Origin of the sequence: Coleofasciculus sp., assembly GCF_046565525.1 — a bacterium.
GTDB lineage: Bacteria > Cyanobacteriota > Cyanobacteriia > Cyanobacteriales > Coleofasciculaceae > Coleofasciculus.
In genome coordinates this window covers 17,606-40,771 of record NZ_JBKHUP010000049.1, presented here as the reverse complement: position 1 = coordinate 40,771, position 23,166 = coordinate 17,606, and the positions used below count along the sequence as shown (strand labels likewise).

Here is a 23,166-nt window from a genome sequence, read left to right as displayed (position 1 = left end):
GGGGGTGAAAGGCAAAGAGAGTGTCACCCTTTCTCATAGCCACCTATAGTTCAAATAATTTTCAGTAAACTAAATCAAGCTCTAGCTGTGTTTCTTTGGTTGGAGCTTTTGGCTGTTGAGAACTCTTCACATCAAGCTCTCCAGTATTATTAGCTGCATCACGCATAATTTTTTTAACATATGAAGTTGATAACTGACCCCCTGTACCCTTGCGAAAGACTAGATCATTTAATTCTGAATCTCCACGAATAGATTTAATTTCTTGCCATAATGACGCTGGAATTACTTTACCAAATAACGTCACTTGCTCTTTGTCTTCATGATTTTTGAATTCACACCATTTCAGCTTACATAAATCACTTTCTTCTAAGCCTAGACGCTCTTTAAGCAAGAACATTACGTGATTGCGTTGGTTAGTATCCACCGCTAGCTTAGTTTTGGCTTCCGGAGCCGAGATAGTACACTCTGTTTCGGTATTTTCGCCATTAACCTGATTGTGTATAACAGGCTCTTTTGCGGCAACTTGCACTACCTCAAATGTATCAGCGATTGATTGATTTTTTTCTAGTGCATCAGTATCCTGATACACTTCAGAATCACATTTTACAGCAATTGAATACAAAAATTTGAAGACTTCGTTATAAGTTTGCTTTCCCACACCCGCAATTCTTCTTAATTCTCGAAATCGTCTGATAGGCAGTGAATCTAATATTTTGGTCGCAATGTCCTCTCTAATTCCCAATGCAGAAATCCAGAAGCAATCCTGCTTATTATTCACCAAGTCGGTCATAATGCCTTCTATTCCACTGGCTTCTGATTCTTGATCAAGGCATATATACACATCTATGTTAATCTCTTGGAGAGTTGCTTCAATTACAGCTTTCACATCATCCCAATTAAGACCACCATTTTCACACCCTAGTTTAGGAAATGCAATTGATGTAATTCCACCCCGATCATAGTTTTGCCTAAAATAATATAATCCTTGTTGTATCCATTCAATTTTTGACGGATATTTCCAATGGTTTTTGGTAGGAAAATTCATAATCCATGGTGTTCCATATCCCCGATAAAGATAGGGTCTACCAACTTTGACAGCTTTTCGCTTACAGCGTTCTACATAATCCTGATACATTTCTGGAAAGCGTAACTGACACTCCAGCGCCAGTCCTGCTCCCATAACACCTACACAATTAACTGTGTTGACAATTGTTTGTACTCCTACATTAAAAACGGTAGTGTCAGTGTACTTAATCATTGGAAATCCTCAGAAAAATAGTTCTGGTTTTACCTGTACTGAAATAGTAAGAGAACGGGGTATTGCCCGGAAATATTTTATAGTTTCATGGATAGTCGAAAGTTGATTGCCTGAGTAACATAATATACTAACAATATTTTTAACATCTAGTTTAGGGTATACTAGCACCTCAGCACACTTGATACGTCTTCCATCTGGAAAATCCGACCAGTTTAAGGCATTAATAATGTTCCAACGAAGATTATCAAGCATGGCTACATCATTATAAAAAATTGTGCCTTTCGATGCTGCATTGCCATCTGAGAAAACAGTATTAGCTTTAAAAATTACATCAGGCTTAATCCCGAGAATCACGATATTTTCCTGTATCTCTCTTCTTCGGTACAGCATTGGATTTCTTGGAGAAAAGTAGAGAGGCACATAATTATGTAAAAACCTATTATAAATAGTATCTTTTTTATCATCTCTGCGTCTTTGAACTTCTGGATCAGAAATATCCATCATGACTAATCCAAGGCGGTGAGCTTCCTTGTGTGACAGCAATCCATGTTCTAATATGGAGCGAAGGTTACTGATAGCTGTCATGTGGTAAAGATATTTAATATTGTGCTTGCGAACGTATTCTACTTCATCCATCCCTTCTTCCATTCTTGGATGACTGGTTACGAGTGTATCTACTGCCCTGTAGTCAGCTACTTCTTTATTTGTCGCCTGATTTACCGCTTTATGGAAAGACGATAAAGGCGTGAAGCTCGCCTGTCACAGACTTCATCAGTATAACTCTCTTTGGTCACTTTTGGAACATTAAAGGAGATCTAAAAGGGGAATAAGGGGAGGTGATGTTGTTATGTTTCTCCACAAACTTGAGAAATACGCCCTAAGACACTATGGATATTCTGTCTCACGTCTTCATTTTTAATTCGCAGCAATCGCAGTTCCCGTGCAGACAGAACGCGATCGCGTTAAGCTTTTACTCTCGAATCCGAATTCGATAAACTTCTACTTAAATGCCATATTTCACTACCTTTACAAAAACATTACTGAATTAGTCGCCATTCACGGGCATCAACGAACTGAGACAGATGCCTCACATTAGTTGTAGCAACTATCACATCATTCCCCTCCTCTTCCACCAATATAGCCTGAGCCGCCAAAATCACATCCCCATCGAGTGCTTTGGAATCTGCCGTTGGTTTTCCTCTCCTTCGTGCTTCTGCCCAAAGTTCAGCCGCTTTGAGCATTACTGCTGTAGTAATGGGATGGTAGGTAAGTACAGCTTTTAGTTGATCAAGTCGCCTGATACCTGCCACCTTACCTGCGCGAAGCAATTCACGCCGAACTTCGTAGTCTGCGATTTCGGGTAACATAGCCTCGTAGCCTCTTGATTCCAAAGAATCAAACCAAAGTTGGCACTCCAAAGATATGGGTGTAGCTCTAGGGTTAGTTACCATCCCTAATGGGCCAGAATCTAGCAAAACTACTCTGCTCATGGAATGGTTGATTAAATAGAAACACCGTCTTCATCTAAAGCTTTCTCTAGAATTTCCCAAGTTTCTTTTTGCTCCTGCTCATCTCCTTCCTCTCGCCACGATCGCAACAATTCACTCAGCGCAATCTGTCGTACTGATTTCTTTACAGGATCAGGATTTTTTATTTCATCCATTGCCTGTTCCGAAACCTGCGATCGCACAGACTTCATGGTGACGCTTTCACGAAATAGGCGCACGATTTGCAGTAAATTCGGTAAATACTCTTCCGGTGTTTGCTGAATTTCTAGAATTAACTTGGCTAAAACGTGATTGTCGCTTACAGCAGAGTTGTCTTCTTGGGAACTGCTTTCGGTACTTGGTGTGTTGGCTACATTACTTAAGTCTTGCTCAGACATACTTTCCTCCTTGACTTCATCTTTCCCTACCTTAACAACCCACTGAAATGTTATGATCCTGTAATTTGTTCCCGTACCCAAGCTCGAAAAGCTCTCATCGTCTTATTCCTACCCTCAGTCTTTATCTGGCTCAAATATTGGGGAATTACCTCAACAAGTGGTAGGTTAGGAAAAATCGGACTAAACCCTGACTCGATATACTGCCCATCCTGTAATACATTAATCTGTAACTTGCCCTTCTCAAATCGCCAAAGCTCAGGCACTCCTAATGCTTCATAAATACTCGGATGAGTGCGAGACGTTACATCTATCTCTAAAGCTAAGTCTGGAGGGGGATCGACGGATAAGTCTAATCGTTCTTTTCCTCTTACTGCGGCTTCATTTTGAATATAAAAGCAATTATCGGGTTCTATGCCTTTGAGCATATCCTCATTTTTAAAGGTAGTAGAACCAAGAGGATAAAAATCAATATCTAGTTCTTCCAGAAGAATCCCAATAAAATCAGTGATAAACAATTTACTGGTTTCATGCTCTGGTAAGGGCGTCATAATTTCTAATAGTCCGTTCTCATAGGCGACTCTTGACGCCCGATGTTCTCCTAACTCTTCTAAAATAGTTTCAAATTCTTGCCAGCTTACATCCTCTAGAAAGACTTTATGACCGGGTGGTATATTAAATCGCTTTAATTCCAATAGCATTGCATTAGCTCCATCTTCAATACTGGAACAGTAAGGTGGGCATAGTCCACTCTACTTTAATTACTGTAAGACCTCTGCTTTCATCTAGGTTAAATGACCTCTCCCCCAACCCCTCTCCTACAAGGAGAGGGGAGCGGAATAAAGTTTGTTAGCGGAATAAAGTTTGTTAGCTGAGAGGGGAGTACAAGTCTCTTGTTCCCCCTTCCCTTGCAGGGAAGGGGGTTAGGGGGTTAGGTTTCTCCACAAGCTGCGGAAATACGCGCCAAAACACGATCAAGATTCTGTCTCACGTCTTCATTTCTAACTCGCAACAGCCGCAATCCTCGTGCAGACAAAATGCGATCGCGTTCTGAATCGTATTCCGTTTGTTGTTGATGAATTTCTCCATCCACTTCTATGACTAATCTAGCAGCATGACAGTAAAAGTCGGCAATAAACCCATCAATAATTTGCTGACGGCGGAAGTGTAAGCCATTCAATCGATTAGCGCGAAGTTTTTGCCAGAGGATTGTTTCTTCTTGGGTCATTTGGCGACGGAGTTCCTTGGCAAGTTGTAGTTTGACTGAGGTTACTTTTTGTCCGATAACAATATTATTGGTTAACTCTTTTGGGGTTTGTTGGGGAGTGGGATTATTCATTAATAAAGTATGGTAATTGATTGGTATTGTTACATTTTGGATGACCTCTCCCCCAGCCCCTCTCCTACAAGGAGAGGGGAGTAAGAGTTTCTTGTTCCCCCTTCCCTTGCAGGGAAGGGGGCTAGGGGGTTAGGTTTCTATCATCATCAATAACTTGATTGAAAAAATTGTGATATTTCGAGTTACCTAGATTGACCACAATCAGATTTTGTCTACATCTTGTTATTCCTGTGTATATTAATTCATCCATGGAATCATCACTGTCTTCAGTATAATCTTCAATAATTAAAACTAATGTATTTATTTCCCATCCCTTGAAGCTATGGATTGTAGATAATTTAACCGTGCCAGAATTAATCCAAAAATTTGCCTTTTTATTTTCACCTATTTCTTTTATTTCAATTTTTGATATTGTATATTTGGCTTTATCAGACATAATTTTATCATAGATTTCCTTTGATTCAAACATAACTTTAGTTTTTTCGTGTTTATCATTTCTTATAAAGTAATCTATCTCTCTTACTGTTTGTATAGTAAATGATAAAAAACAAATATCATTAGGATGTATGTTATATTTATTTATTTTGTTGTAAATATTATCGACTACTATATTCAGTGAAGTATTTTTCATATAATCTAAATAATCAAATACTTCTGGTTTATTGTTATTGTTGTTTTTTATGATTTTAACTTTATCTATTTTATATTTTTCTTGAAAAAAGGTTTCTTGGAATTTTTCCGCTATATGTGCCACTTTAGTTGATAGTCTAAAGGATTCATTTAAAACATTCCAAGCCCCAGGCATACCTACAGCTTTATAATCTTTGTATTCATCTAACGCTCTTTTATATATATTTTGCTTGACATCCCCAAATACTACATACTCGCCATCTTCAGCCAGGAAGAATTTCATGATAATTGTTTGCCATTCTTCCTTATAGTCTTGAAGCTCATCTATCAATATGGCGTTATACTTTCTTAGCTTCTGCTTTATTCCTTCAAATAAATTTTTGTTTGAGTAATAATTTTCTTCAAAGTATTGTGTTTTATCAGGACTACTCCAAGTCTCAAAGTTTTCTGGTACATCAATTTTTATTCCTACGTTATTTAACTCTGCATTTATAAAATCATGGTAGTTATTTATATAGAAACTATTCCAGCTAAATTCTTCTCTGACTTCGCTAATTCTGTCATGAATGTAGTTTTTCAGAGTTATATTGTAAGTAAGTATCAATACTTTATCGCCAGTTCTTTTATGGGAATTGACAGCTCTCCGTGCTAATATTAGTGTTTTTCCAGAACCAGCAACTCCTTTAATCTTTCGCCTTGGGCGAGGCTCACTAAGAGTTAATTTTTTCTGTCTAGCCGTTAAGTTAATTTCTATCCCTTGTTCGATTGTATGAAACGGTGGCTGAAGGTATCTTCTAAAACTATTGTAAATTTGTTCGTCGAAAAGTGATGACCTCTGATAGAGCTGTGCATCACTAAGGATTATCCTGAGTTTTTCAGGATTCAGCGAATCTCTACCAAAAACTTTTATAAACTCCCTATCCTTTTCAGACTCAAAACCATTTGCCAAAAATATACTTAAACTGTTTTTATCTTCTTTATGGAAATAAACGGCACAAGACACGATTCCATAAAATTTATCATTTTCTATTTTTCGCTCCAGCAAATTTTCGATATGTAAATCGAATAAATTGTTTTTGTAAGTTTTAACTTGAGCAATTGGTGATTTTAAAATCGAATTATTTTGTTTTAATTTCCATTGCTTTTTACTATCTATATAATATGATGATAAATCCCAATCCTTAACCTCTACAATCATCACACGATAGTTCTTTCGCATGATGATAATATCTGGCTGATCTCCATTCAGAAATGGTTGATAATATATTTCAAACCGATCATCTAAAGTTTCCTTCAAACAATCTAGTAAACATCGTTCACCTTTAGTTGGTTTTACTTTTAACTTTGAGATATTTGCTTCAGATGGAAAGAGTTGAGCCATTTTCTAATTTTATAAAAATCAAACAACAATTCAGGTGGGCAATTGCCCACCCTACCTTAAATTATCTCGCCGCTGTCGGCATCCCCAAAATATCCTCAATCTTGGGCATTTCTGACAACGGAATCACTCGTCCTTCATCCTCAAACCCAGCAATTTGATCGAAATTCAAATACCGATACAAATCACCAGCAAAAGGATTCAACTTCTCCGTCACAATCGCCGTATATTCCTCAACTGTGGGAATCCGTCCCAACAGCGCACAAACGGCGGCTAATTCCGCAGAACCTAAATACACTCGCGCACCTTTGCCCATGCGATTGTTGAAGTTGCGAGTCGAGGTTGAAAATACCGTCGCCTCATCTTCAACTCGCGCCTGATTTCCCATACATAGAGAACATCCCGGCATTTCTGTCCGTGCATCCGCAGCGGCAAAGGTATCATAAATCCCTTCTTCCCGCAGTTGCTTTTCATCCATTCGGGTAGGCGGACAAATCCATAGGCGCACTTTTACCTTTCCTGCACCTTCTAAGACTTTGGCAGCCGCGCGATAATGTCCGATATTGGTCATGCAAGACCCAATAAACACCTCGTCAATTTTGTCTCCAGCACATTCGGACATTAATTTGACATTATCTGGGTCATTGGGTGCGGCGACAATGGGTTCTGTGATTTCGTTCAAATTGACTTCGATGATATCGGCATACTCAGCATCGGCATCCGCAGACATTAACTCCGGATTTGCCAACCATTGCTCCATTTTAGCCACACGGCGCATAATGGTACGAGCATCTTGATAGCCTCGCGCTGCCATATTTTTCAATAGAGCAATATTAGAACGCAGATACTCAGAAATCGTTTCTTTACCTAGCTTAATGGTTGAGCCAGCACAAGACCGTTCTGCCGTTGCATCGGTGAGTTCAAAGGCTTGTTCAACTTTTAAATCGGGTAAGCCTTCCATCTCCATAATCCGTCCAGAGAAGACGTTTTTCTTATTCTCTTTAGCAACGGTTAATTTGCCTTGTTGAATCGCCACATAGGGAATCGCATTGACAATATCCCGCAGGGTGACTCCCGGTTGCAATTCACCCGTAAACCGGACTAATACGGATTCGGGCATGTCTAATGGCATAGCCCCCAAAGCCGCTGCAAATGCGACTAACCCGGAACCGGCGGGGAAGGAAATCCCTAAGGGAAAGCGGGTGTGAGAGTCGCCACCTGTTCCTACCGTATCGGGTAATAACATCCGGTTTAACCAGGAGTGAATAATCCCATCCCCTGGACGCAAGGCGACACCACCGCGTGTAGAAAAGAAGTTGGGTAGTTCTTTGTGGGTGGTGATATCTACGGGTTTGGGATAGGCGGCGGTATGGCAGAAACTCTGCATGACTAAATCGGCGCTGAATCCCAGACAGGCGAGTTCTTTGAGTTCGTCCCGTGTCATCGGACCTGTGGTATCTTGGGAACCAACGGTAGTCATTAAGGGTTCGCAGGAGGTTCCGGGACGCACTCCGGGTAATCCGCAGGCTTTGCCCACCATTTTCTGTGCCAAGGTAAAGCCTTTATCGCTATCCTCTGGCATTGTGGGACGAGTGAAGAGGGTACTGGGGGCTAATCCCAAAGCCTCACGGGTTTTATCGGTGAGACTCCGCCCGATTAACAGGGGAATGCGTCCACCTGCGCGGACTTCATCGAGGATGGTTTCGGGTTTGAGTTTAAAGGTGGAAATGACCTCTCCGGCTTCGTTGGTGATTTCGCCTTTATAAGGATGGATGGTAATCACCATTCCGGTTTCCATCTGGGTGACATCGCACTCGATGGGTAATGCACCGGAGTCTTCGGCGGTGTTAAAGAAGATAGGCGCGATCGCACTTCCTAAAATATACCCGCCTGCGCGTTTATTGGGAACGTAGGGAATATCTTCCCCAATATGCCAAAGTACGGAGTTAATCGCTGATTTACGGGAGGAACCTGTACCGACAACATCCCCAACGTAAGCCACAGGATAGCCTTTTTCTTTCAGCTTGGCTATGGTTTCTAACCCATCCGGCATCCGGGATTCTAGCATCGCCAAGGCGTGTAGGGGGATATCCGGGCGGGTGGTGGCGTGGGTGGCGGGGGAGAGGTCATCGGTGTTGGTTTCTCCCGGTACTTTGAATACGGTGACGGTGATGGCTTTGGGGAGTTTAGCACGGCGGATAAACCAATCGGCTTCTGCCCAAGCATCAATGACCTGTTTGGCGTAGGGATTGACATCTGAGAGGGCGAGGACATCGTTGAAGGTATCATACACCAAGGTGATTTTACTCAGTTCGACGGCGGCTTCTGATGCTAAGGGGTTGTCAGGGGATTTGAGTAAATCGACCAGGGATTGGACGTTGTAACCGCCTACCATTGTCCCCAAAAGGTCTACGGCACCTTGGTGACTGATTAGGGGACTGGTGATTTCGCCTTTGGCAATGGCGGTGAGGAAGCCTGCTTTAATATAGGCGGCTTCGTCAACACCCGGAGGAACGCGATCGCGAATTAGGTGCATCAGGGTTTCTTTTTCCCCCGGTGGCGGGTTTTTCAGCAGTTCGCACAGTTCAGTCGTCTGCTTGGCGTCTAGGGGTAGGGAGGGAATGCCGAGTTCGGCGCGTTCTGCAACGTGTTGGCGATAGGCTTCTAGCATTCTAGTTGTCTCCTCTCTAAGCGTTTGCTGGCATTTTGGCAGTTAAGGTTAGAATTTTTCAAGTGGGGTTCTTCTGTTCTGTCTGCCTGTTGCATAGATAAAGGGTACTGTCTTCTCATCCTCTTTATTGTTGGCAGTGAACCCTTACCATAGAATTTCTCTCTGTGCTGTATCTGATTTAACGTATCGTTGGCGTTTTCGCTTACGGCTAAATCATAGTGGTTATGAGTACGGATTGACAACTGGTGATCAGGTGGATGTGCGATTGGTTGATTGATTGGGGTTACTTGCGGGTATTTGGGAGGGAAACTTAGAGGGGCGCAGAGGGAAAGCGCAGAGGGAAAGCAGAGGGGTTTGGGGGTAAGTCTCATCAACCGCCTTGGGTTTAAACCCAAGGCTAAAAGCGAAAGTCAGCTAAAGCTGACTGGACTAAGAATAATGGCACTAACTTAAGCCTTTTGGAATCGCCGGAACTCTTGCTATGTCATAGGATAGACACTATCTATTAGAGTTAAGTTAGTACCATTCGGATTAAGAGTTTTAGTCCACTTTAGTGGACTTGAGCTTTTAGCCCGGAGTTTGAACTCCGGGCGGGTGTCGGGGCGTACTTTAAATCAGTGCTATTCAAATGAAATTAGAGAGTTCTGCGAATAGGATTGAGTTTGGATTAGGGAATGGGTGATGGGGTTGAGTTCAGTTGGCGTGGGATTTGCGCTTTTCAATTTTAGGGATGGGGAATAGTAAGTTTTTTTCAATCTCTTGGCGCACTTCTGGAGATACTGCACAACTACTATTCAAACAATCCATTAGTAGTTTATTCGCTTGGTAGTACCGTCGCAGCACATTTATCTGCGGAGTGTTGAAGCATTTATTTTTATTAAAGCTTAATAGCCACGTCCAAGTCTCGTAATATTCTCTAACCACTAAAGAATTGTATTGAACGTCACCTTTTAAGGTTTTATTAGGGGCGCATCTTAGAAGATACTGGTACAACTGTTCATCATCCAATATAATTGCATCAATTTGCTGTTTCATTAAAATCAACAAATCATTAGCATTTAGCGACATCTCAACGGCTATAATAAATACTTCCCGCCAGCGTACCTCTGTCAGATGCTCGACTAAACCTTGCCAATCAGCATGGTACACAAACCATTTTGCCGTAAAATACTCTTGAAACGTCAAATGAGAAAACGAATAAATACCCCTCGCCCGTTCTACTAATAACCCATGATGGGCTTCAATCGACTTTAAAACTTCCCCACTGTCTAATAACAACGCCTCCGGATCAGTTTTAGCATCGGGTAAATTGCGAATGTAATCAGCAATATACTGCTCAACGTCTCTTTGCTTAAATAAATACTCTCCCCGCTCAAAGGTTGCGAAAGCAACTTCACTCAATAAATCCTCTTTACGCTGGACTGACAATTTCTTGTAAACCTGCTCTCGTACAATCCGCCGCTTCGCATCCCATTTCCGCAAAAGTGTATGAATAGCTCGACTGTACAATTCAGCACGGTTAGCTGGAAATTCTCCAGAATCTTCAAATTCTATACACAGTAACGTCAACAACAGTGGATTGCTTGCCAGTTCTTTAATAGGTTCGTTATCTTCTAATTGTTCTATAAAATAGTCAGCTAAATCTGATTGTTTAGCCTGAAACCATTTCGTAGCAAATGTGCGAATCTGCTTATCGTCAAAATCATCAACCTCAACATCTGTGAACTTTTCAAAGGTATACTCTCGTGCAGCAATCCTGCAAGTAATCACAAATGTATTAGCATCATACTCTTCAGTAAAAGCTTGAATCTGAGTTAAGACGCGATCAGCATCCTCTTCCCTAACCTCATCTAAGCCATCTAGCAGAATTAACCCTCTTCCGTGTTGAAGAATTGCAGAGACTTGGTTTTCTGTAACATTGCCGTTATCGAAAATTTGATTAATATAGGCGGTCAGACTTGGCTGATTTTGCGTTTCGGCAAATTGCTTCAGCGTAATAAAAATAGGAACTTTATCCGTCAAAACCTTAGATTTAGTACATTGTGACAACCTTGCATCAATTCATTAATCCCTAACCGCCTACGCCCAATGACTTTTTCTAGAATATTGACTTTAGTATAAATATCCTTCAAGCCAATAGGTTGAGTCATGTCCAGCACCTTCATTGTGCCGCAATCCTTTTGAATGCTGGGTTTGATTTTCTGGCGTATTTCTTGCACCAGGGTATCAATCTCTACCTCATGAGTAGGAGTCTGAGGAGTTGAATTTGGATGAGAGGCTTGATACTTCTGGATGAGCAAATGATTCAGTTTCGGAACCTTATTTGGACTCTTACCACCAATGCTGAACCTTTTATAGACACCACTCATGCGAGTGCGAAAGGCACCCGGAGAGATATGAAGAGATTCCGCGATCGCGTCTACATCCCCCTGACGACTGAAACGTGCCACAAATGCCTCTTCCTGTTCCGGGGAAAGGTCATAGTCGCGAGCAATTTTGGTCAAAAAGTCCTGGGGTAACGGTTGCATGAGACGAATGTTAGGCTATGTTAGCCATGTTAGCCTAAGTTTCAGCGTAATCTCTTAATTGCAACGGCGATAGTAAGAAGCAGTTGAGTTAAGAGGTTAATCGAAATGACCAAACAACGGAACTTGAGTGCTGCTAAAATCATTTTTGCCTTGCATATTCTGCTGACACCTGTGGTTCTGGGAACTGTCAGTTACTGGGTGATTAAGTCTGAATTTCAGGGAGTGATTCAATTGAAACTAAATCGCGATGGGGGTGAAGTCCTGATTGATCGGCGTTCTGAGTAAAAGAACCTGGCGTCTGTGTAGGGGCGGGTTTCACTATTATCTTTTTGGTTGCACCCAGATGTGACTAAACCCGCCCTGACTTGACCTTTGATTTCGCTATCTGGTCAGTTATAGCAATGGTGCGTTACGCTCCGCTAACGCACCCTACGAACCTAATTAAATACAATGAGAGGGATAGGATAATGATACAAGAAATCGGGAAACAACCGGATGCGATCGCGTGGCTTCAATTCCTACTTGATAATTAAGCTTATATGTAGGGTGGGCAATGCCCACCTACCACTATAGATAAGAACCCATCATGATAGAGACGTTGCATGCAACGTCTCTACATCTATTCTATCCCTGAACTATTATCCAGAATTCAACTCAGCCAAACCCAGCACTTTCTGCAACAGCCGTTGGTCTTCTAATTTAATCTGAAAACGCCCCTTTTCAATATCCCGAATCCAGCTTTGGCTTTTACCCGTCAATTGCGCCAAGTCTCGTTGACTGAGTTGGTTGTGTTTTCTCGCCGCAATAATATCTGCGCCCGAAAGTACAGGCGATGAATGGGATTTAGTTTTGCGTTTTGTCAATCGTACCTTGTTCGGCTCAACGGTAGTCAGCGCATGTTCCCATTCTGCCTTCAGTTCAAACCATAAAATCCGGGCTTTCATTAACAGATTCCACTTGCCACGGGGCGCTGCATCGGTTAACCGCCTCTTACTATTTCCATCTTGAATCCAAAACTCTAGCGCCGCATCAGCATCGTCGGGGAGATCCCCTAATTTCGCCCACATCGGTTGAATCTCTGGTAAATACGTCACCGGATCAAACACAGGTTTAAGTCCATAATGACTGAGAACCTCTAAATCAGTTTCAAATGTCCGCACCAGACGTTTCCGTTCATCTCGTTGGGAAGACGCCCGCAGGAGTTTGTCCTCACCATAAGCTACTCGCATTAATGTGGGTACGGTAATCCGCTGTCGTTTACCGATTCTGGTTTTAAACAGCAGCCACAACATCATCCGCGTCGCCCCTTCATGATGTTGCCAGTTACTCATCACGGCGCTGAGTAAGGATTGAGGCAGATTACCATATTGATAGAAGGCGGTTCGGTTTTGACAGCCTTGCCGATTTAAAAAATACTTTGCCCAAATCCCAGCCCTAACCCTAAAGGTTAAGCCAACCAAATGTTTATATCCTTGTTCGTCTTCTTGAAAATGATGTTCAATTGGCTGTAGATGCCACAAACGGCTTTGGGGAATGCTAAATTCTGGGACTTTGCCTTGCTTTGACCAATGAGCGCCGATGCTAATTTTGCAGGGCTGCTGGGCAAGCTGTTTGATCAAACTTAATTTAGCCGCTTTACTCAAATCTGTGCGTTTCTCTAATCCCAAATAGTTCTCAATTTGCACATCGTTGAGGGTAAACTCTTCTTGCCAAGGTTTTTCCAATGCTGTCGCGTATGCAGCATAAATGAGATGGAGACAGGTGGCTTTGATATCCATCGCCTCAAGCGTCGCCTGTGCTTTGTCAGCGGATAAAGCCTCAGTCGAGTCTGTATCGAATGTATCGGTTAGGCAGAAGTCTACTTTACATTTACCATGACTAACCTGTCGCTGATAACAGAGTTTTCCGGAAGCATCAGTGTGCCAAAGAAGAGAGAGTCCCTGTGCTAATAGGTTGCACGCTTCCCAGATGACGATGGAAGAGGCAAATGGATTGGTTTTGTCATTGGCAAATAAGTCGGGACTGGTGGGAGGTCTTTCATTGAGCTTGTATCGTCCCTTTTTTCCTTGAGAGGGAACTGGAGAACTAATCGGACAGTGAATCACGCATTGAGGTTCGGGATAATACCCTTCACAGTTGTTACACAGATTTGGATCAATCCACGTCTGGTTATCCTTGATTTTGATTGCACCCGTTGGACATTGGGAGCGACAGGTATCACACCCAGTACAACTTTGTGAAAGTTTATAAGCCATAACATTATCAGACTACTGCAAAATTTAATCTTTAAGAGGTAAAATGCTGGGTTCTAGGGGAACATTTAGATGGCTTATTAATTTGATAGGGATTGAGTGACGGCAAATTCTAAAATAGACGACTGCCACCGATGACTAGCTATAGACTGTTGCCTCAAATCACTGATCGATTCATGGCATTTTGTTTATGCTTATCAACAATCTTTATGATCAAATCGTTACAGGTTCCCTTCAGGATATTTGTTCAACCTGAGCAATTATTAATTTCTTAATATTTGTTTTATTAGGTAACACTTTTTACTACTTTTTTATACTAAAGTATTACTGTAGAGAAGGTGAGATGGCTAGACGTAAATGAAACGAACCACGATTACGATCAAAGTGACGATCGAGCAAAAGCAGCAGCTTAAACAGGAAGCAGACAAAGATAAGCGAACGCTGTCTAACTACATCAAGGTCAAACTTGGCTTGCTGTAATTGATCCAGATTTATGTCAATCCTGGGTCAAAATGGTTGTTTTTGCTAAGAAATGCCCAATTTTGATGTCTAAGAGGAGGATTTAACCCTTTCTATCTCGACTGATTGGTTTTGGCGACGGAACGCCAACTGAAGCTATTTGCGATTTGCATCAGTGTTATGCAAAGCTTACTCAGACGTTACTAAACAGTGACAAAATAGCGATCCCATTACCTGGGCAGCTTGCCACTCCTTAACTATCTAAGCACAGAGGATTTCGGAGTTTGTAGAGCGCTATTGGTTTCGTTAAATATTTGGCTTATCCATCAATCAAACAGTCCGAGTGTGGCAAGTTGTCTTTCTCTATATAAGAGAGTATTCTTTTGCGAAAATTGTTATTTTGTAGCGTAATTAACTGAAAAATATAACTTGATACTATACCAGATTCAATCTGAACTTTTACTCAATTCTTTTTGGTATCAATTTTAACAAAATTCTAGCATAATTTAGGCTAATTCTTGGGATAGGTTTAGTAATATCAGGGCGAGAAAAATAAGGATAATAGTAAAACCCGCCCCTAGGGAAAAACTCAAAACTGTAATCCAAGCTACCAATGCTCCCAGAGGTGCCATTTAAGTCTCTACCTTCCACGGAATAGTTTTATTGAGAGAAAAATTAGCACATCTGTTTCGAGTCCCTCACTTGCCTTATCATAGAGACTTAGTTCCTTGCCAACGGTCAACTGCTCCTCGGATCAGCATCTCAGAATTGACCGCTCCTACTACTGACAGGCTTGGGTGCGCTGGGTGATAGGCAAGTAATTTGAGCCAAGGGCTTTACAATTAGTTACATGAACAGGGATAATCTCATACTGGGAAATTTATTAGTCTTATTTATGGTCAGGACGATAAAATTTAATAAAATTTTAAGCATTCAACCGTCCACTCCCTCAAAACCCTCGCAATAGTTGAGCCACCCATCTGAGTGTGGAGAAAATCATGGCTATTCTACCCAATTCCCTTGAATCCACCCCAAACTCCACCAAAGACCAACAGACACCCGAATCGCTGCAACAGAGCGAAGCCCGATTTCAGACGTTAGTTGCCAATATTCCGGGCGCTGTTTACCGTTGTACCTGGGACTCGGTTGGGACGATGACGTTTCTAAGTTCAGCGATTCAGCCTATTTCTGGCTATGAAGCGTCTGAGTTTATTCACAATCGAGTACGCTCTTTTCACAGTATTATCCATCCTCAAGATCGCCGCCGCGTTGAGGAGAGTGTGTGGCAAAGTATTGACAGCCAACACCCCTATACGATTGAGTACCGGATTGTCCGTGCTGATGGCAAAATCACTTGGGTCTATGATCAGGGTCAAGGGATTCTGGATGAGAACGGTGTTGTCCAATGGCTCGATGGTGTGATCCTGGATATTACTGAGCGCAAACAAACTGAAATCCAATTGCGGGAGACACAAGCCTTCCTCAACTCCGTGGTGGAGAATCTCCCTGTCGGTGTCTTTATCAAAGATGCCAAAGATTTGCAGGTGATGTGCTGGAACAAAACCAGCGAAGAACTGTTGGGTTACTCGAAAGCACAAGTGTTGGGTAAGAATGACTATGATTTTTTACCTTACGAACAAGCCCGACTCTTACGGGCGAAAGACCGACAAATTCTCACCGATGGTAAATTAGTTGATATTCCCGAAGCTCCCCTCAACACGCCCCATCGGGGAGAACGCATCGTCAATACCAAAAAAGTCCCCTTGCTGGACGAAAAAGGTACGCCACAGTATATATTGGGGATTGTTGAAGATATCACTGAACGCAAGCAAGCCGAAGCCGCATTGCGAGAATCGGAACGTCATTATCGCTGTATCGTGGAAACCGCATCCGAGGGGGTTTGGGTGTTTGATGCGAATAACCAAATCACCTTTGCTAATACTCGCATGGCGCAAATGCTGGGTTATCCCATTGAAGAAATGCTGGGGCTATCGCTGTTTGATTTTATTGACACCGAATCCCAGGCGCTGATCCAAACCTACTTAGAACGTCGCCGTCAAGGAATACAGGAACGCTACGATTTCAAGTTTCGCCGCCAAGATGGATCAGATCTGTGGGCGATTATTTCCGCGACGCCACTGTTTAATGATCAGGGTAGCTTTGTCGGGGTGCTGAGAATGATTACCGACATTAGCGATCGCAAACAAGCCGAGGAAGCCTTACAAGAAAGAGAACAATTTTTAAGCAGTATCCTCAATGGTGTAGAAAACTCAATTAGTGTCGTCGATGTTCATCAACGCCAGAGTGAACCCAATCCCTCTTGGCAATTCCGTTATGTGGATGTGAATCCGGCTTACGAACACTTAATCGGTATCCCAGGCGAACAACTACGCGATCGACCCCTGGATGCTATCTTACCACCAGACCTGGCAGTAACCATAAGCGAACGCTACAACACCTGTGTTCAGACGGGAACATCAATCTCTTATGAAGAATGTTTTGGCGTACAGGGACAAGAAAGTTGGTGGATTACCACACTAACCCCCCTGCGCGATCGACTTGGACAGATTTATCGGGTGGTGAGTACCAGTACCAACATCACCCAGCGTAAGCAAGCGGAACAAAAAACGGCGCGATTGACCGCGATCCTAGAAAGTACCACCGATTTTGTCAGTATTTGTGAACCTGATGGGACTTTCCTCTATATTAATCAGGCGGGTCGGCAAATGGTGGGACTTGATCCAGAACAGGAGATCAGCCATTTGCAGATTTGGGATTTTCATCCCCAGTCGGTGAAGCAGCATTTGTTAGAGGAAGGATTACCCAAAGCGATCCAAGACAAAGTATGGCAGGGTGAAACCTCACTCCTGCATCAACAGGGTTGGGAAATTCCCGTGTCTCAGGTGGTGATGGCGCACCAAGGCGCAACCGGAGAGGTGGAGGTGTTTTCCACGATTATCCGGGATATTAGCGATCGCAAACAAGCTGAGGAAGCCTTGCGGAAATCTGAACATCAGTTACGAGTCAAAAACCACGATCTCCAGCAAACCTTACATCAACTCAAGCAGACTCAAACCCAACTCATTCAACAGGAAAAAATGGTCAGTTTGGGTCAAATGGTTGCGGGAATTTCCCATGAAATCAATAACCCGATTAGTTTTATTGCTGGGAATATTACCTATACTCGTCAATATGGGACTGAGTTGTTGCATTTATTACAACTCTATGCTAAGAATTATCCCGAACCAGTTGCCGAGATTCAAGCAGAGATTGAGGCGATTGATTTAGACTTTGTGAGGGCAGATTTTCCCAAACTCTTGAACTCCATGCAAGAGGGTGCCAATCGCATCCGCCAAATTGTGCTATCCCTGCGGAATTTCTCCCGTTTGGATGAGGCGGAGATTAAGCCGGTGGATATCCATGACGGCATTGAAAGCACATTACTCATTTTACAGCATCGACTCAAATCAACACTTGATCGTCCAGAAATTCAAGTTCATAAACACTATGGTCACTTACCATCAGTGGAATGCTACGCCAGTCAGCTTAATCAGGTGTTTTTGAATATTCTGGGAAATGCTATTGATGCGTTACACTCCCAACCTGAACCCGGAAGAATTACGATTTGCACCCAAGTGAGTTCTCAGTTTCCTGTTGTACCGTTAGAGGAGTCACCGGAAAACAAATCCCAGCAACCTCAATCGAGCGAACGGGTGATTATCCGGATTGAGGATAATGGCCCGGGTATCCCCGAAGCGATTCAAAATCAAATATTTAATCCCTTCTTTACCACCAAACCCATTGGCACAGGGACGGGTTTAGGGTTATCGATTTCCCATTCAATTGTAGTGGATAAACATGGGGGTAAATTGACCTGTATATCCCAACCGGGTCAAGGGACAGAGTTTATAATTGAGTTACCCGTGAAGCAAAAATCGCTCTCCTCTGGGCTGATGTTTTCCTTTGGGGAATCTTTAAGATCATCGCCTAGCTTTGTTCAGTCGTCAGCGTGAGTTAGCACAGACGTTCCGCCGGAACGTCTCTACAAATCTACTACCTAAGAGATAAAGGGAGGTCACTTCATTGGATTTGGTATAATGTACACCCTAGCGACTACCCCTCATGGCAATACCATCCGCGCTAATCGCCACGTTAAGTCAGGCAGTTTTTTCATCCGTCACCTATTTAACCGGAATAAAAAAAAACACACAGAAATATTTAAATAGGCTTTACACCACTTTTTTACTATGAAGTTATGATGTGGATATAAAAAATAATCAGCAAATGCGGCGAAGTTGACATGAGGACAGCTTGCCCACAACCATTGCTCTGATAACCCGACTCCTGAATTATGCTGAAAACTACTCAACTGGTCAAAAAAAGTTCAGTCGAACCCCTCGTCAAGCTATGGGCGGAACGTTACGTGCCAGACTTGTCAACTCTATCTTCAATAGAAGGGGGGTTGACTCCCACTGATTTGATAGCAGCATCTTCTAGAGAAGGGCGAATTCAAACCGTTGCCGAAATGCGGCGCTTAGTCCAAATCCACTGTGAACGCGCTGGGATGAAAACCAATGCTCTTTTCTCTTATGTCCCTAATGTTGTGAATTTAGCTGAAGCTCGGCGATTGGCTCAGTTTGGAGCAAAGGCTTATTCCAAGGCAATGGATGTTTACTTGCAGCAATCGCCATCTACCTCATCCCTAGCTGCAATGCGATTGACACTGACTCAAAATAACTCCGAAAAAGTAATTGATTTCTCAAGCAAAGTCTTTGCAAATTGGGCGAAACAAGCCCTAGAACTACCTGCTATTGAACAGCTCTACACGGAGATTGAACCCTCATTATTGGAACTTCAAGAGCAACATCTCGTCTCAAAAGACCCGCGCACAATTGGCTTTATCAATACCCAGTTTCACTTCAGTGCCGCATTAATCCTCAAAAAACTCACCCTTGCCGAGCAAGTGTTGATCAGCCCCTATCTGAAGTTTATCGAAGAGCAAGCTTGTATTCCCTGGAGACGGGTATGTTCAGCTGCTGCCCAGCATGAGCCGAGTTCACCTATCTTAGCCATTGTCGAACAGATGCTACCGCTCAGTCACGAAATTGCCAACAAAGTTTACAGTCAATGCATCGAATTATTCCCTCATCATCAAAGCCGTCGAGGTGGACTAATTGACCCAGGTGTAACAGCCTCTACAACCAGAGATCTAAATATGTTCCAAAGCTATTTATGGTTGTGTGTGCTAGAGGAAAGTATGGCAGCAGTGGAACAAGAACTCGTGCCTTTATGTGTTATGGTTTTTCCTAGTGTAGATGTAGCTTGGGATCTGGTAGCGGATATGACCCAATTACTCATAGATGAAGTGCTCGACCGTATTCCAGCAAACTCAAAACATCTAGTACAACCCTATGCTCACACCATGAATGAAATCTTCTCCAATCTTGAGCAGAAAGCCGATGAACTTAGTCAAGGATTGTATAAATTCGTTGACGATTCAATGCGACTGACAATGAGACACTCGGCTAAATCTGACAATGGGAATTAGTCATTGGAAACGGATCAAAGCCATAGCCCAGCCTAGTCAATATAACGTATAAATGAATTTTCGGGAAAGAATTTTACAGAAATTAAAAACTCGGTCAGGGCGGGTTTTGTACAAAGGTTACTATCAATAGCGACAAGAAAGTTCCATTACCCGCCCCTACAGGCTCAACACTCTCTCATCCCTTGTGTTTCTGTAATTGCTTCAACATCTGATACATTTCTGGTAACCGATTATAAATCGCGGATACTTTTAAATATAATTTATGGGGAACAGCGGGAGTACCAGAGACAATCGCCCCGGCTGCTACATTATTATGAACGCCTGTTTTCGCCGTTACGATCGCGCCGTCACCAATTTTGGCTTGATTAGCAATCCCCACTTGACCGGCGAGGATCACCTGATTCCCGACGTTCACACCTCCAGCTAAACCGACTTGCGCCGCGATCGCACAAGCACCCCCGACTTGACACCCATGACCAATCTGGACTAAGTTATCAATTTTAGTATGATGACCAATCCGAGTTTCTCCTACCGCCGGACGGTCAATCGCCGTATTACATCCCACTTCCACTCCGTCTTCTAAAACGGTATACCCCGATTGTTCCATTTTGAACCACCCCTCTTTAGTGGGGACAAAACCAAACCCTTCCGCACCAATTACCGCACCGCTATGGATTACACAATCCGCCCCAATTTGGCTACGTTCATGAATGGTACAGTTAGCATGTAAGATGGTGCGATCGCCGATTTTCACATCGGGATAAATCACCACATTCGGATGAATACAAACCCGATCACCAATCTTCACCCCCGCCTGAATCACCACATGCGCCCCAATATAAACCCCATCCCCTACCTGCGCCTCTGGGTGAATCACAGCGCTAGGGTGAATTTCCGGTGCAGGTTTCCAGGGTTGATAGAAAAGCGCGATCGCACGGGCAAATAATAGTCTGGGTTCAGATACCCCCATCCAAGCGATACCGCGTTCTGTGGCTTGTCGTTGTAACTCTTCATTTGAGGGTAAAATTAAAGCACTCGCCTTGATGGTTTTCACCCTTGCGGCAAACTTCGCTCCCTCAATATAGCTGATCGCACCCTTGGTGACTTGATCAATGGGGGCGATACCTTGAATCTCTGGATTACAATTGGGATTAACCGATAGACTCGTGCGATCGGTGTCTATATTAAGTTTTTGTACCAGTTCACTAAATTTCATTTTAGTCAGGATTCATGGTTAATCGTTCATGGTTCATTCTTAAGCCATGGATAGTTCTGGGAACGGGTTCAATTAATTGCCAATCGGTCTATTATAGTTAACGGTTACCGTTCCATTGTTTTGATTAACAGTTACGCTAGTTTCTACAGTGTACCTTGTCGCACCGGGAGGGCGTCCTTTAAAGGTAAACGTTACTGTACCATCCTCGTTCTCTATATAAGGTGCATCTTGTACCGGACCATGCATCGCCGCTTCAGCCCGATATCGCCCCAATCCACCATTAATACGTTCAGCCGCTTGTCGGGCTAGATTTTTCGCCCGATTCAGGTCAATATAATATCCGGGATCTACGTCTGGAGAAGATGCAGGCGATCGCGGCGATGTCTGGGCTATGCCATTGACAGCATTTCCGGCAAATGTCACCAAAGTTAGGGCAGAAACTATTAGGATTTTATACATACTTCTATCCTCACAAGTTTGAAGACATAGATTATATATTATAGCATTTTTCTACAAAAAAAAATCGGGAATTACTATTATTTTATTTTCTTATAAACCCGATAAAATTGTCCCTCAAATCATTTACCCCCTCTGCGTCCCTCTGCGTAACCCTCTGCGCTCCTCTGCGTTGAAAAAATACAATTCCGATGCTGACAGATTTGATCTACATAATGAATCATTTTGCCCCTAGATAGAACCGGGCGGGTTTCGTTGTTCAGTTATCAATAACCAACGAACTTTAGTCCCTAAACCCACCCCTACATCTTCCCTATTGCTTGACCCGCCAACCAAGCCGTTGTCCAAGCATTCTGAAAGTTAAATCCGCCCGTAATCCCATCAATATCCAGAATTTCGCCAGCCAAGTAAAGCCCTGGACAGCAGCGACTTTCCATAGTTTTAAAATTTACCTCTTTTAAAGATATTCCCCCGCAGGTAACAAATTCTTCCTTAAAAACACCCTTTCCTTGAATCACGTAACGTCCTTGATTGAGTTCTTGTATCAGTTGATTCAGTGCTTTTTTAGAGACTTCTGCCCAGGGTTGGTTTTGATCAATACCAACGTAACTAATTAAACTCTGCCATAGCCGTTTCGGAATGGGAATCGGACAACTCGTCCCGATATGACGTTGGGGAAGTTGAGATTTAACGGCTAGTAAAACCTGGCGGAGATAGTCTTGGTTGTATTGGGGAAGCCAATTGATTATTAAGGGAGTTTTGTAGTGACAATCATGGAGAAATCTAGCCGCCCAAGCCGACATTTTCAGGACGGCTGGACCACTTAATCCCCAATGGGTAATTAGTAAGGCTCCCGTTTGTTCCTTGACATTTTTCTCGGCTTCTGGTAGTTTTAAACGAACATCATTGACACTAATTCCGGCTAAATCCTGTAAGCGTGGGTCTGATATTGTAAACGTAAATAAAGAGGGGACAGGGGGTTGAATAGTATGACCCAAATCCTGAGCAACGCGATAGCCAAGGGGGTTACTCCCGGTTGCTAAAAGCACGCGATCGCACTCGATTATTTCCCCTGTCTTTAACTGGATTTGAAACCCAGAGGTGAAGCGAATGGATTTAACTGGAGTGGCGGTGCGAATTTGAACGCCTGCGCTTGTAGCAGCATGGAATAGACAATCAACAATGGTTTGGGATGTATCCGTAACCGGGAACATCCGCCCATCCGCTTCTGTTTTCAGGTGTACCCCCTGGGCTTCAAACCACGCGATCGTATCTTTGGGTTGAAACCGAGTAAACGCCCCGCGCAAGGCTTTACTCCCTCTCGGATAGGCTTGTACCAAAAGGGCGGGGTCAAAACAAGCATGAGTGACATTACAGCGCCCACCGCCAGAAATCCGCACCTTAGTTAAAGGCGTTTTAGAAGCTTCCAGCAGTATGACTTGGGTGTGAGGATGGGTGGATGCAGATGCGATCGCGCCGAAAAAACCAGCCGCACCACCACCGATAACAACAATTTTAAGAGACAAAGTGCTTGCAGTAGTCAGGGTTA

The 23,166-nt window shown here is 43.0% G+C and carries 19 protein-coding genes; 4 read left to right on the top strand and 15 right to left on the bottom strand.

The window, feature by feature from the left end; genetic code table 11:
* Positions 1-61 precede the first annotated feature (61 nt).
* From ACLGGO_RS18345 to ACLGGO_RS18300, 10 genes are all read right to left on the bottom strand, one after another.
* Positions 62-1,258 (bottom strand): macro domain-containing protein, encoded by a 1,197-nt coding sequence (locus tag ACLGGO_RS18345; protein ID WP_446420389.1) that lies wholly within the window; start codon positions 1,256-1,258, stop codon positions 62-64.
* 9 nt (positions 1,259-1,267) lie between these two features.
* Positions 1,268-1,894 (bottom strand): DUF4433 domain-containing protein, encoded by a 627-nt coding sequence (locus ACLGGO_RS18340; RefSeq protein ID WP_446420388.1) that lies wholly within the window; start codon positions 1,892-1,894, stop codon positions 1,268-1,270.
* Between the two features lie 401 nt (positions 1,895-2,295).
* Complete coding sequence (locus ACLGGO_RS18335; protein ID WP_446420387.1) at positions 2,296-2,748, bottom strand: nucleic acid-binding protein; 453 nt, start codon at positions 2,746-2,748, stop codon at positions 2,296-2,298.
* 11 nt (positions 2,749-2,759) lie between these two features.
* Positions 2,760-3,143 (bottom strand): hypothetical protein, encoded by a 384-nt coding sequence (locus ACLGGO_RS18330; protein WP_446420386.1) that lies wholly within the window; start codon positions 3,141-3,143, stop codon positions 2,760-2,762.
* 50 nt (positions 3,144-3,193) lie between these two features.
* Positions 3,194-3,841 (bottom strand): Uma2 family endonuclease, encoded by a 648-nt coding sequence (locus tag ACLGGO_RS18325; RefSeq protein ID WP_446420385.1) that lies wholly within the window; start codon positions 3,839-3,841, stop codon positions 3,194-3,196.
* Between the two features lie 230 nt (positions 3,842-4,071).
* Positions 4,072-4,479: an endonuclease domain-containing protein gene (locus ACLGGO_RS18320; RefSeq protein WP_446371240.1), complete on the bottom strand. Its 408-nt coding sequence runs from the start codon at positions 4,477-4,479 to the stop codon at positions 4,072-4,074.
* A 121-nt stretch (positions 4,480-4,600) separates the two neighbouring features.
* Positions 4,601-6,490: a UvrD-helicase domain-containing protein gene (locus ACLGGO_RS18315; protein ID WP_446420384.1), complete on the bottom strand. Its 1,890-nt coding sequence runs from the start codon at positions 6,488-6,490 to the stop codon at positions 4,601-4,603.
* 61 nt (positions 6,491-6,551) lie between these two features.
* Positions 6,552-9,158: a bifunctional aconitate hydratase 2/2-methylisocitrate dehydratase gene (acnB, locus tag ACLGGO_RS18310; protein WP_446420383.1), complete on the bottom strand. Its 2,607-nt coding sequence runs from the start codon at positions 9,156-9,158 to the stop codon at positions 6,552-6,554.
* 693 nt (positions 9,159-9,851) lie between these two features.
* Positions 9,852-11,180, bottom strand: a complete 1,329-nt coding sequence (locus tag ACLGGO_RS18305) for an NACHT domain-containing protein (RefSeq protein WP_446420382.1) — start codon at positions 11,178-11,180, stop codon at positions 9,852-9,854.
* Positions 11,177-11,686 carry a helix-turn-helix transcriptional regulator gene (locus tag ACLGGO_RS18300; protein WP_446420381.1) on the bottom strand — a complete coding sequence of 170 codons (510 nt, stop codon included), beginning with the start codon at positions 11,684-11,686 and terminating at the stop codon, positions 11,177-11,179. The genes ACLGGO_RS18305 and ACLGGO_RS18300 overlap by 4 nt, the downstream gene beginning before the upstream one ends.
* A gap of 105 nt (positions 11,687-11,791) precedes the next feature.
* Between ACLGGO_RS18300 and ACLGGO_RS18295 the strand changes: the two genes are divergently transcribed.
* On the top strand, positions 11,792-11,971 hold the full coding sequence (locus tag ACLGGO_RS18295) for a hypothetical protein (protein WP_446420380.1): 180 nt from the start codon (positions 11,792-11,794) through the stop codon (positions 11,969-11,971).
* A 353-nt stretch (positions 11,972-12,324) separates the two neighbouring features.
* Here ACLGGO_RS18295 and ACLGGO_RS18290 read toward each other — a convergent pair whose 3' ends face one another.
* Entirely contained in the window at positions 12,325-13,941 is a 1,617-nt protein-coding gene (locus ACLGGO_RS18290) for a helix-turn-helix domain-containing protein (protein WP_446420379.1), read from the bottom strand.
* 354 nt (positions 13,942-14,295) lie between these two features.
* On the opposite strand from ACLGGO_RS18290, the gene ACLGGO_RS18285 reads away from it, so the two are divergent.
* Positions 14,296-14,418 carry a hypothetical protein gene (locus ACLGGO_RS18285; protein WP_446334798.1) on the top strand — a complete coding sequence of 41 codons (123 nt, stop codon included), beginning with the start codon at positions 14,296-14,298 and terminating at the stop codon, positions 14,416-14,418.
* 485 nt (positions 14,419-14,903) lie between these two features.
* Here ACLGGO_RS18285 and ACLGGO_RS18280 read toward each other — a convergent pair whose 3' ends face one another.
* Positions 14,904-15,029: a hypothetical protein gene (locus tag ACLGGO_RS18280; protein ID WP_446334797.1), complete on the bottom strand. Its 126-nt coding sequence runs from the start codon at positions 15,027-15,029 to the stop codon at positions 14,904-14,906.
* A gap of 366 nt (positions 15,030-15,395) precedes the next feature.
* Here ACLGGO_RS18280 and ACLGGO_RS18275 point away from each other — a divergent pair, with 366 nt between their 5' ends.
* On the top strand, positions 15,396-18,410 hold the full coding sequence (locus tag ACLGGO_RS18275; protein ID WP_446420378.1) for a PAS domain S-box protein: 3,015 nt from the start codon (positions 15,396-15,398) through the stop codon (positions 18,408-18,410).
* A 338-nt stretch (positions 18,411-18,748) separates the two neighbouring features.
* On the top strand, positions 18,749-19,945 hold the full coding sequence (locus ACLGGO_RS18270) for a hypothetical protein (protein WP_446420377.1): 1,197 nt from the start codon (positions 18,749-18,751) through the stop codon (positions 19,943-19,945).
* A gap of 175 nt (positions 19,946-20,120) precedes the next feature.
* On the opposite strand, the gene lpxD is transcribed toward ACLGGO_RS18270, so the two are convergent.
* The 3 genes from lpxD to ACLGGO_RS18255 form a co-directional block, all read right to left on the bottom strand.
* A complete protein-coding gene (gene lpxD, locus ACLGGO_RS18265) occupies positions 20,121-21,161 on the bottom strand; it encodes a UDP-3-O-(3-hydroxymyristoyl)glucosamine N-acyltransferase (protein WP_446420376.1) in 1,041 nt (346 codons plus the stop codon).
* Between the two features lie 72 nt (positions 21,162-21,233).
* A complete protein-coding gene (locus tag ACLGGO_RS18260) occupies positions 21,234-21,620 on the bottom strand; it encodes a hypothetical protein (protein ID WP_446420375.1) in 387 nt (128 codons plus the stop codon).
* A 299-nt stretch (positions 21,621-21,919) separates the two neighbouring features.
* Positions 21,920-23,143, bottom strand: a complete 1,224-nt coding sequence (locus ACLGGO_RS18255; protein ID WP_446420374.1) for an NAD(P)/FAD-dependent oxidoreductase — start codon at positions 23,141-23,143, stop codon at positions 21,920-21,922.
* Between the last annotated feature and the right edge of the window lie 23 nt (positions 23,144-23,166).

Bases quoted from the DNA above. Each gene is read 5' to 3' on its own strand.
- ACLGGO_RS18345 (WP_446420389.1), bottom strand. From the start codon at position 1,258: ATGATTAAGTACACTGACACTACCGTTTTTAATGTAGGAGTACAAACA.
- ACLGGO_RS18340 (WP_446420388.1), bottom strand. From the start codon at position 1,894: ATGGATGAAGTAGAATACGTTCGCAAGCACAATATTAAATATCTTTAC.
- ACLGGO_RS18335 (WP_446420387.1), bottom strand. From the start codon at position 2,748: ATGAGCAGAGTAGTTTTGCTAGATTCTGGCCCATTAGGGATGGTAACT.
- ACLGGO_RS18330 (WP_446420386.1), bottom strand. From the start codon at position 3,143: ATGTCTGAGCAAGACTTAAGTAATGTAGCCAACACACCAAGTACCGAA.
- ACLGGO_RS18325 (WP_446420385.1), bottom strand. From the start codon at position 3,841: ATGCTATTGGAATTAAAGCGATTTAATATACCACCCGGTCATAAAGTC.
- ACLGGO_RS18320 (WP_446371240.1), bottom strand. From the start codon at position 4,479: ATGAATAATCCCACTCCCCAACAAACCCCAAAAGAGTTAACCAATAAT.
- ACLGGO_RS18315 (WP_446420384.1), bottom strand. From the start codon at position 6,490: ATGGCTCAACTCTTTCCATCTGAAGCAAATATCTCAAAGTTAAAAGTA.
- acnB (WP_446420383.1), bottom strand. From the start codon at position 9,158: ATGCTAGAAGCCTATCGCCAACACGTTGCAGAACGCGCCGAACTCGGC.
- ACLGGO_RS18300 (WP_446420381.1), bottom strand. From the start codon at position 11,686: ATGCAACCGTTACCCCAGGACTTTTTGACCAAAATTGCTCGCGACTAT.
- ACLGGO_RS18295 (WP_446420380.1), top strand. From the start codon at position 11,792: ATGACCAAACAACGGAACTTGAGTGCTGCTAAAATCATTTTTGCCTTG.
- ACLGGO_RS18290 (WP_446420379.1), bottom strand. From the start codon at position 13,941: ATGGCTTATAAACTTTCACAAAGTTGTACTGGGTGTGATACCTGTCGC.
- ACLGGO_RS18285 (WP_446334798.1), top strand. From the start codon at position 14,296: ATGAAACGAACCACGATTACGATCAAAGTGACGATCGAGCAAAAGCAG.
- ACLGGO_RS18280 (WP_446334797.1), bottom strand. From the start codon at position 15,029: ATGGCACCTCTGGGAGCATTGGTAGCTTGGATTACAGTTTTGAGTTTT.
- ACLGGO_RS18275 (WP_446420378.1), top strand. From the start codon at position 15,396: ATGGCTATTCTACCCAATTCCCTTGAATCCACCCCAAACTCCACCAAA.
- ACLGGO_RS18270 (WP_446420377.1), top strand. From the start codon at position 18,749: ATGCTGAAAACTACTCAACTGGTCAAAAAAAGTTCAGTCGAACCCCTC.
- lpxD (WP_446420376.1), bottom strand. From the start codon at position 21,161: ATGAAATTTAGTGAACTGGTACAAAAACTTAATATAGACACCGATCGC.
- ACLGGO_RS18260 (WP_446420375.1), bottom strand. From the start codon at position 21,620: ATGTATAAAATCCTAATAGTTTCTGCCCTAACTTTGGTGACATTTGCC.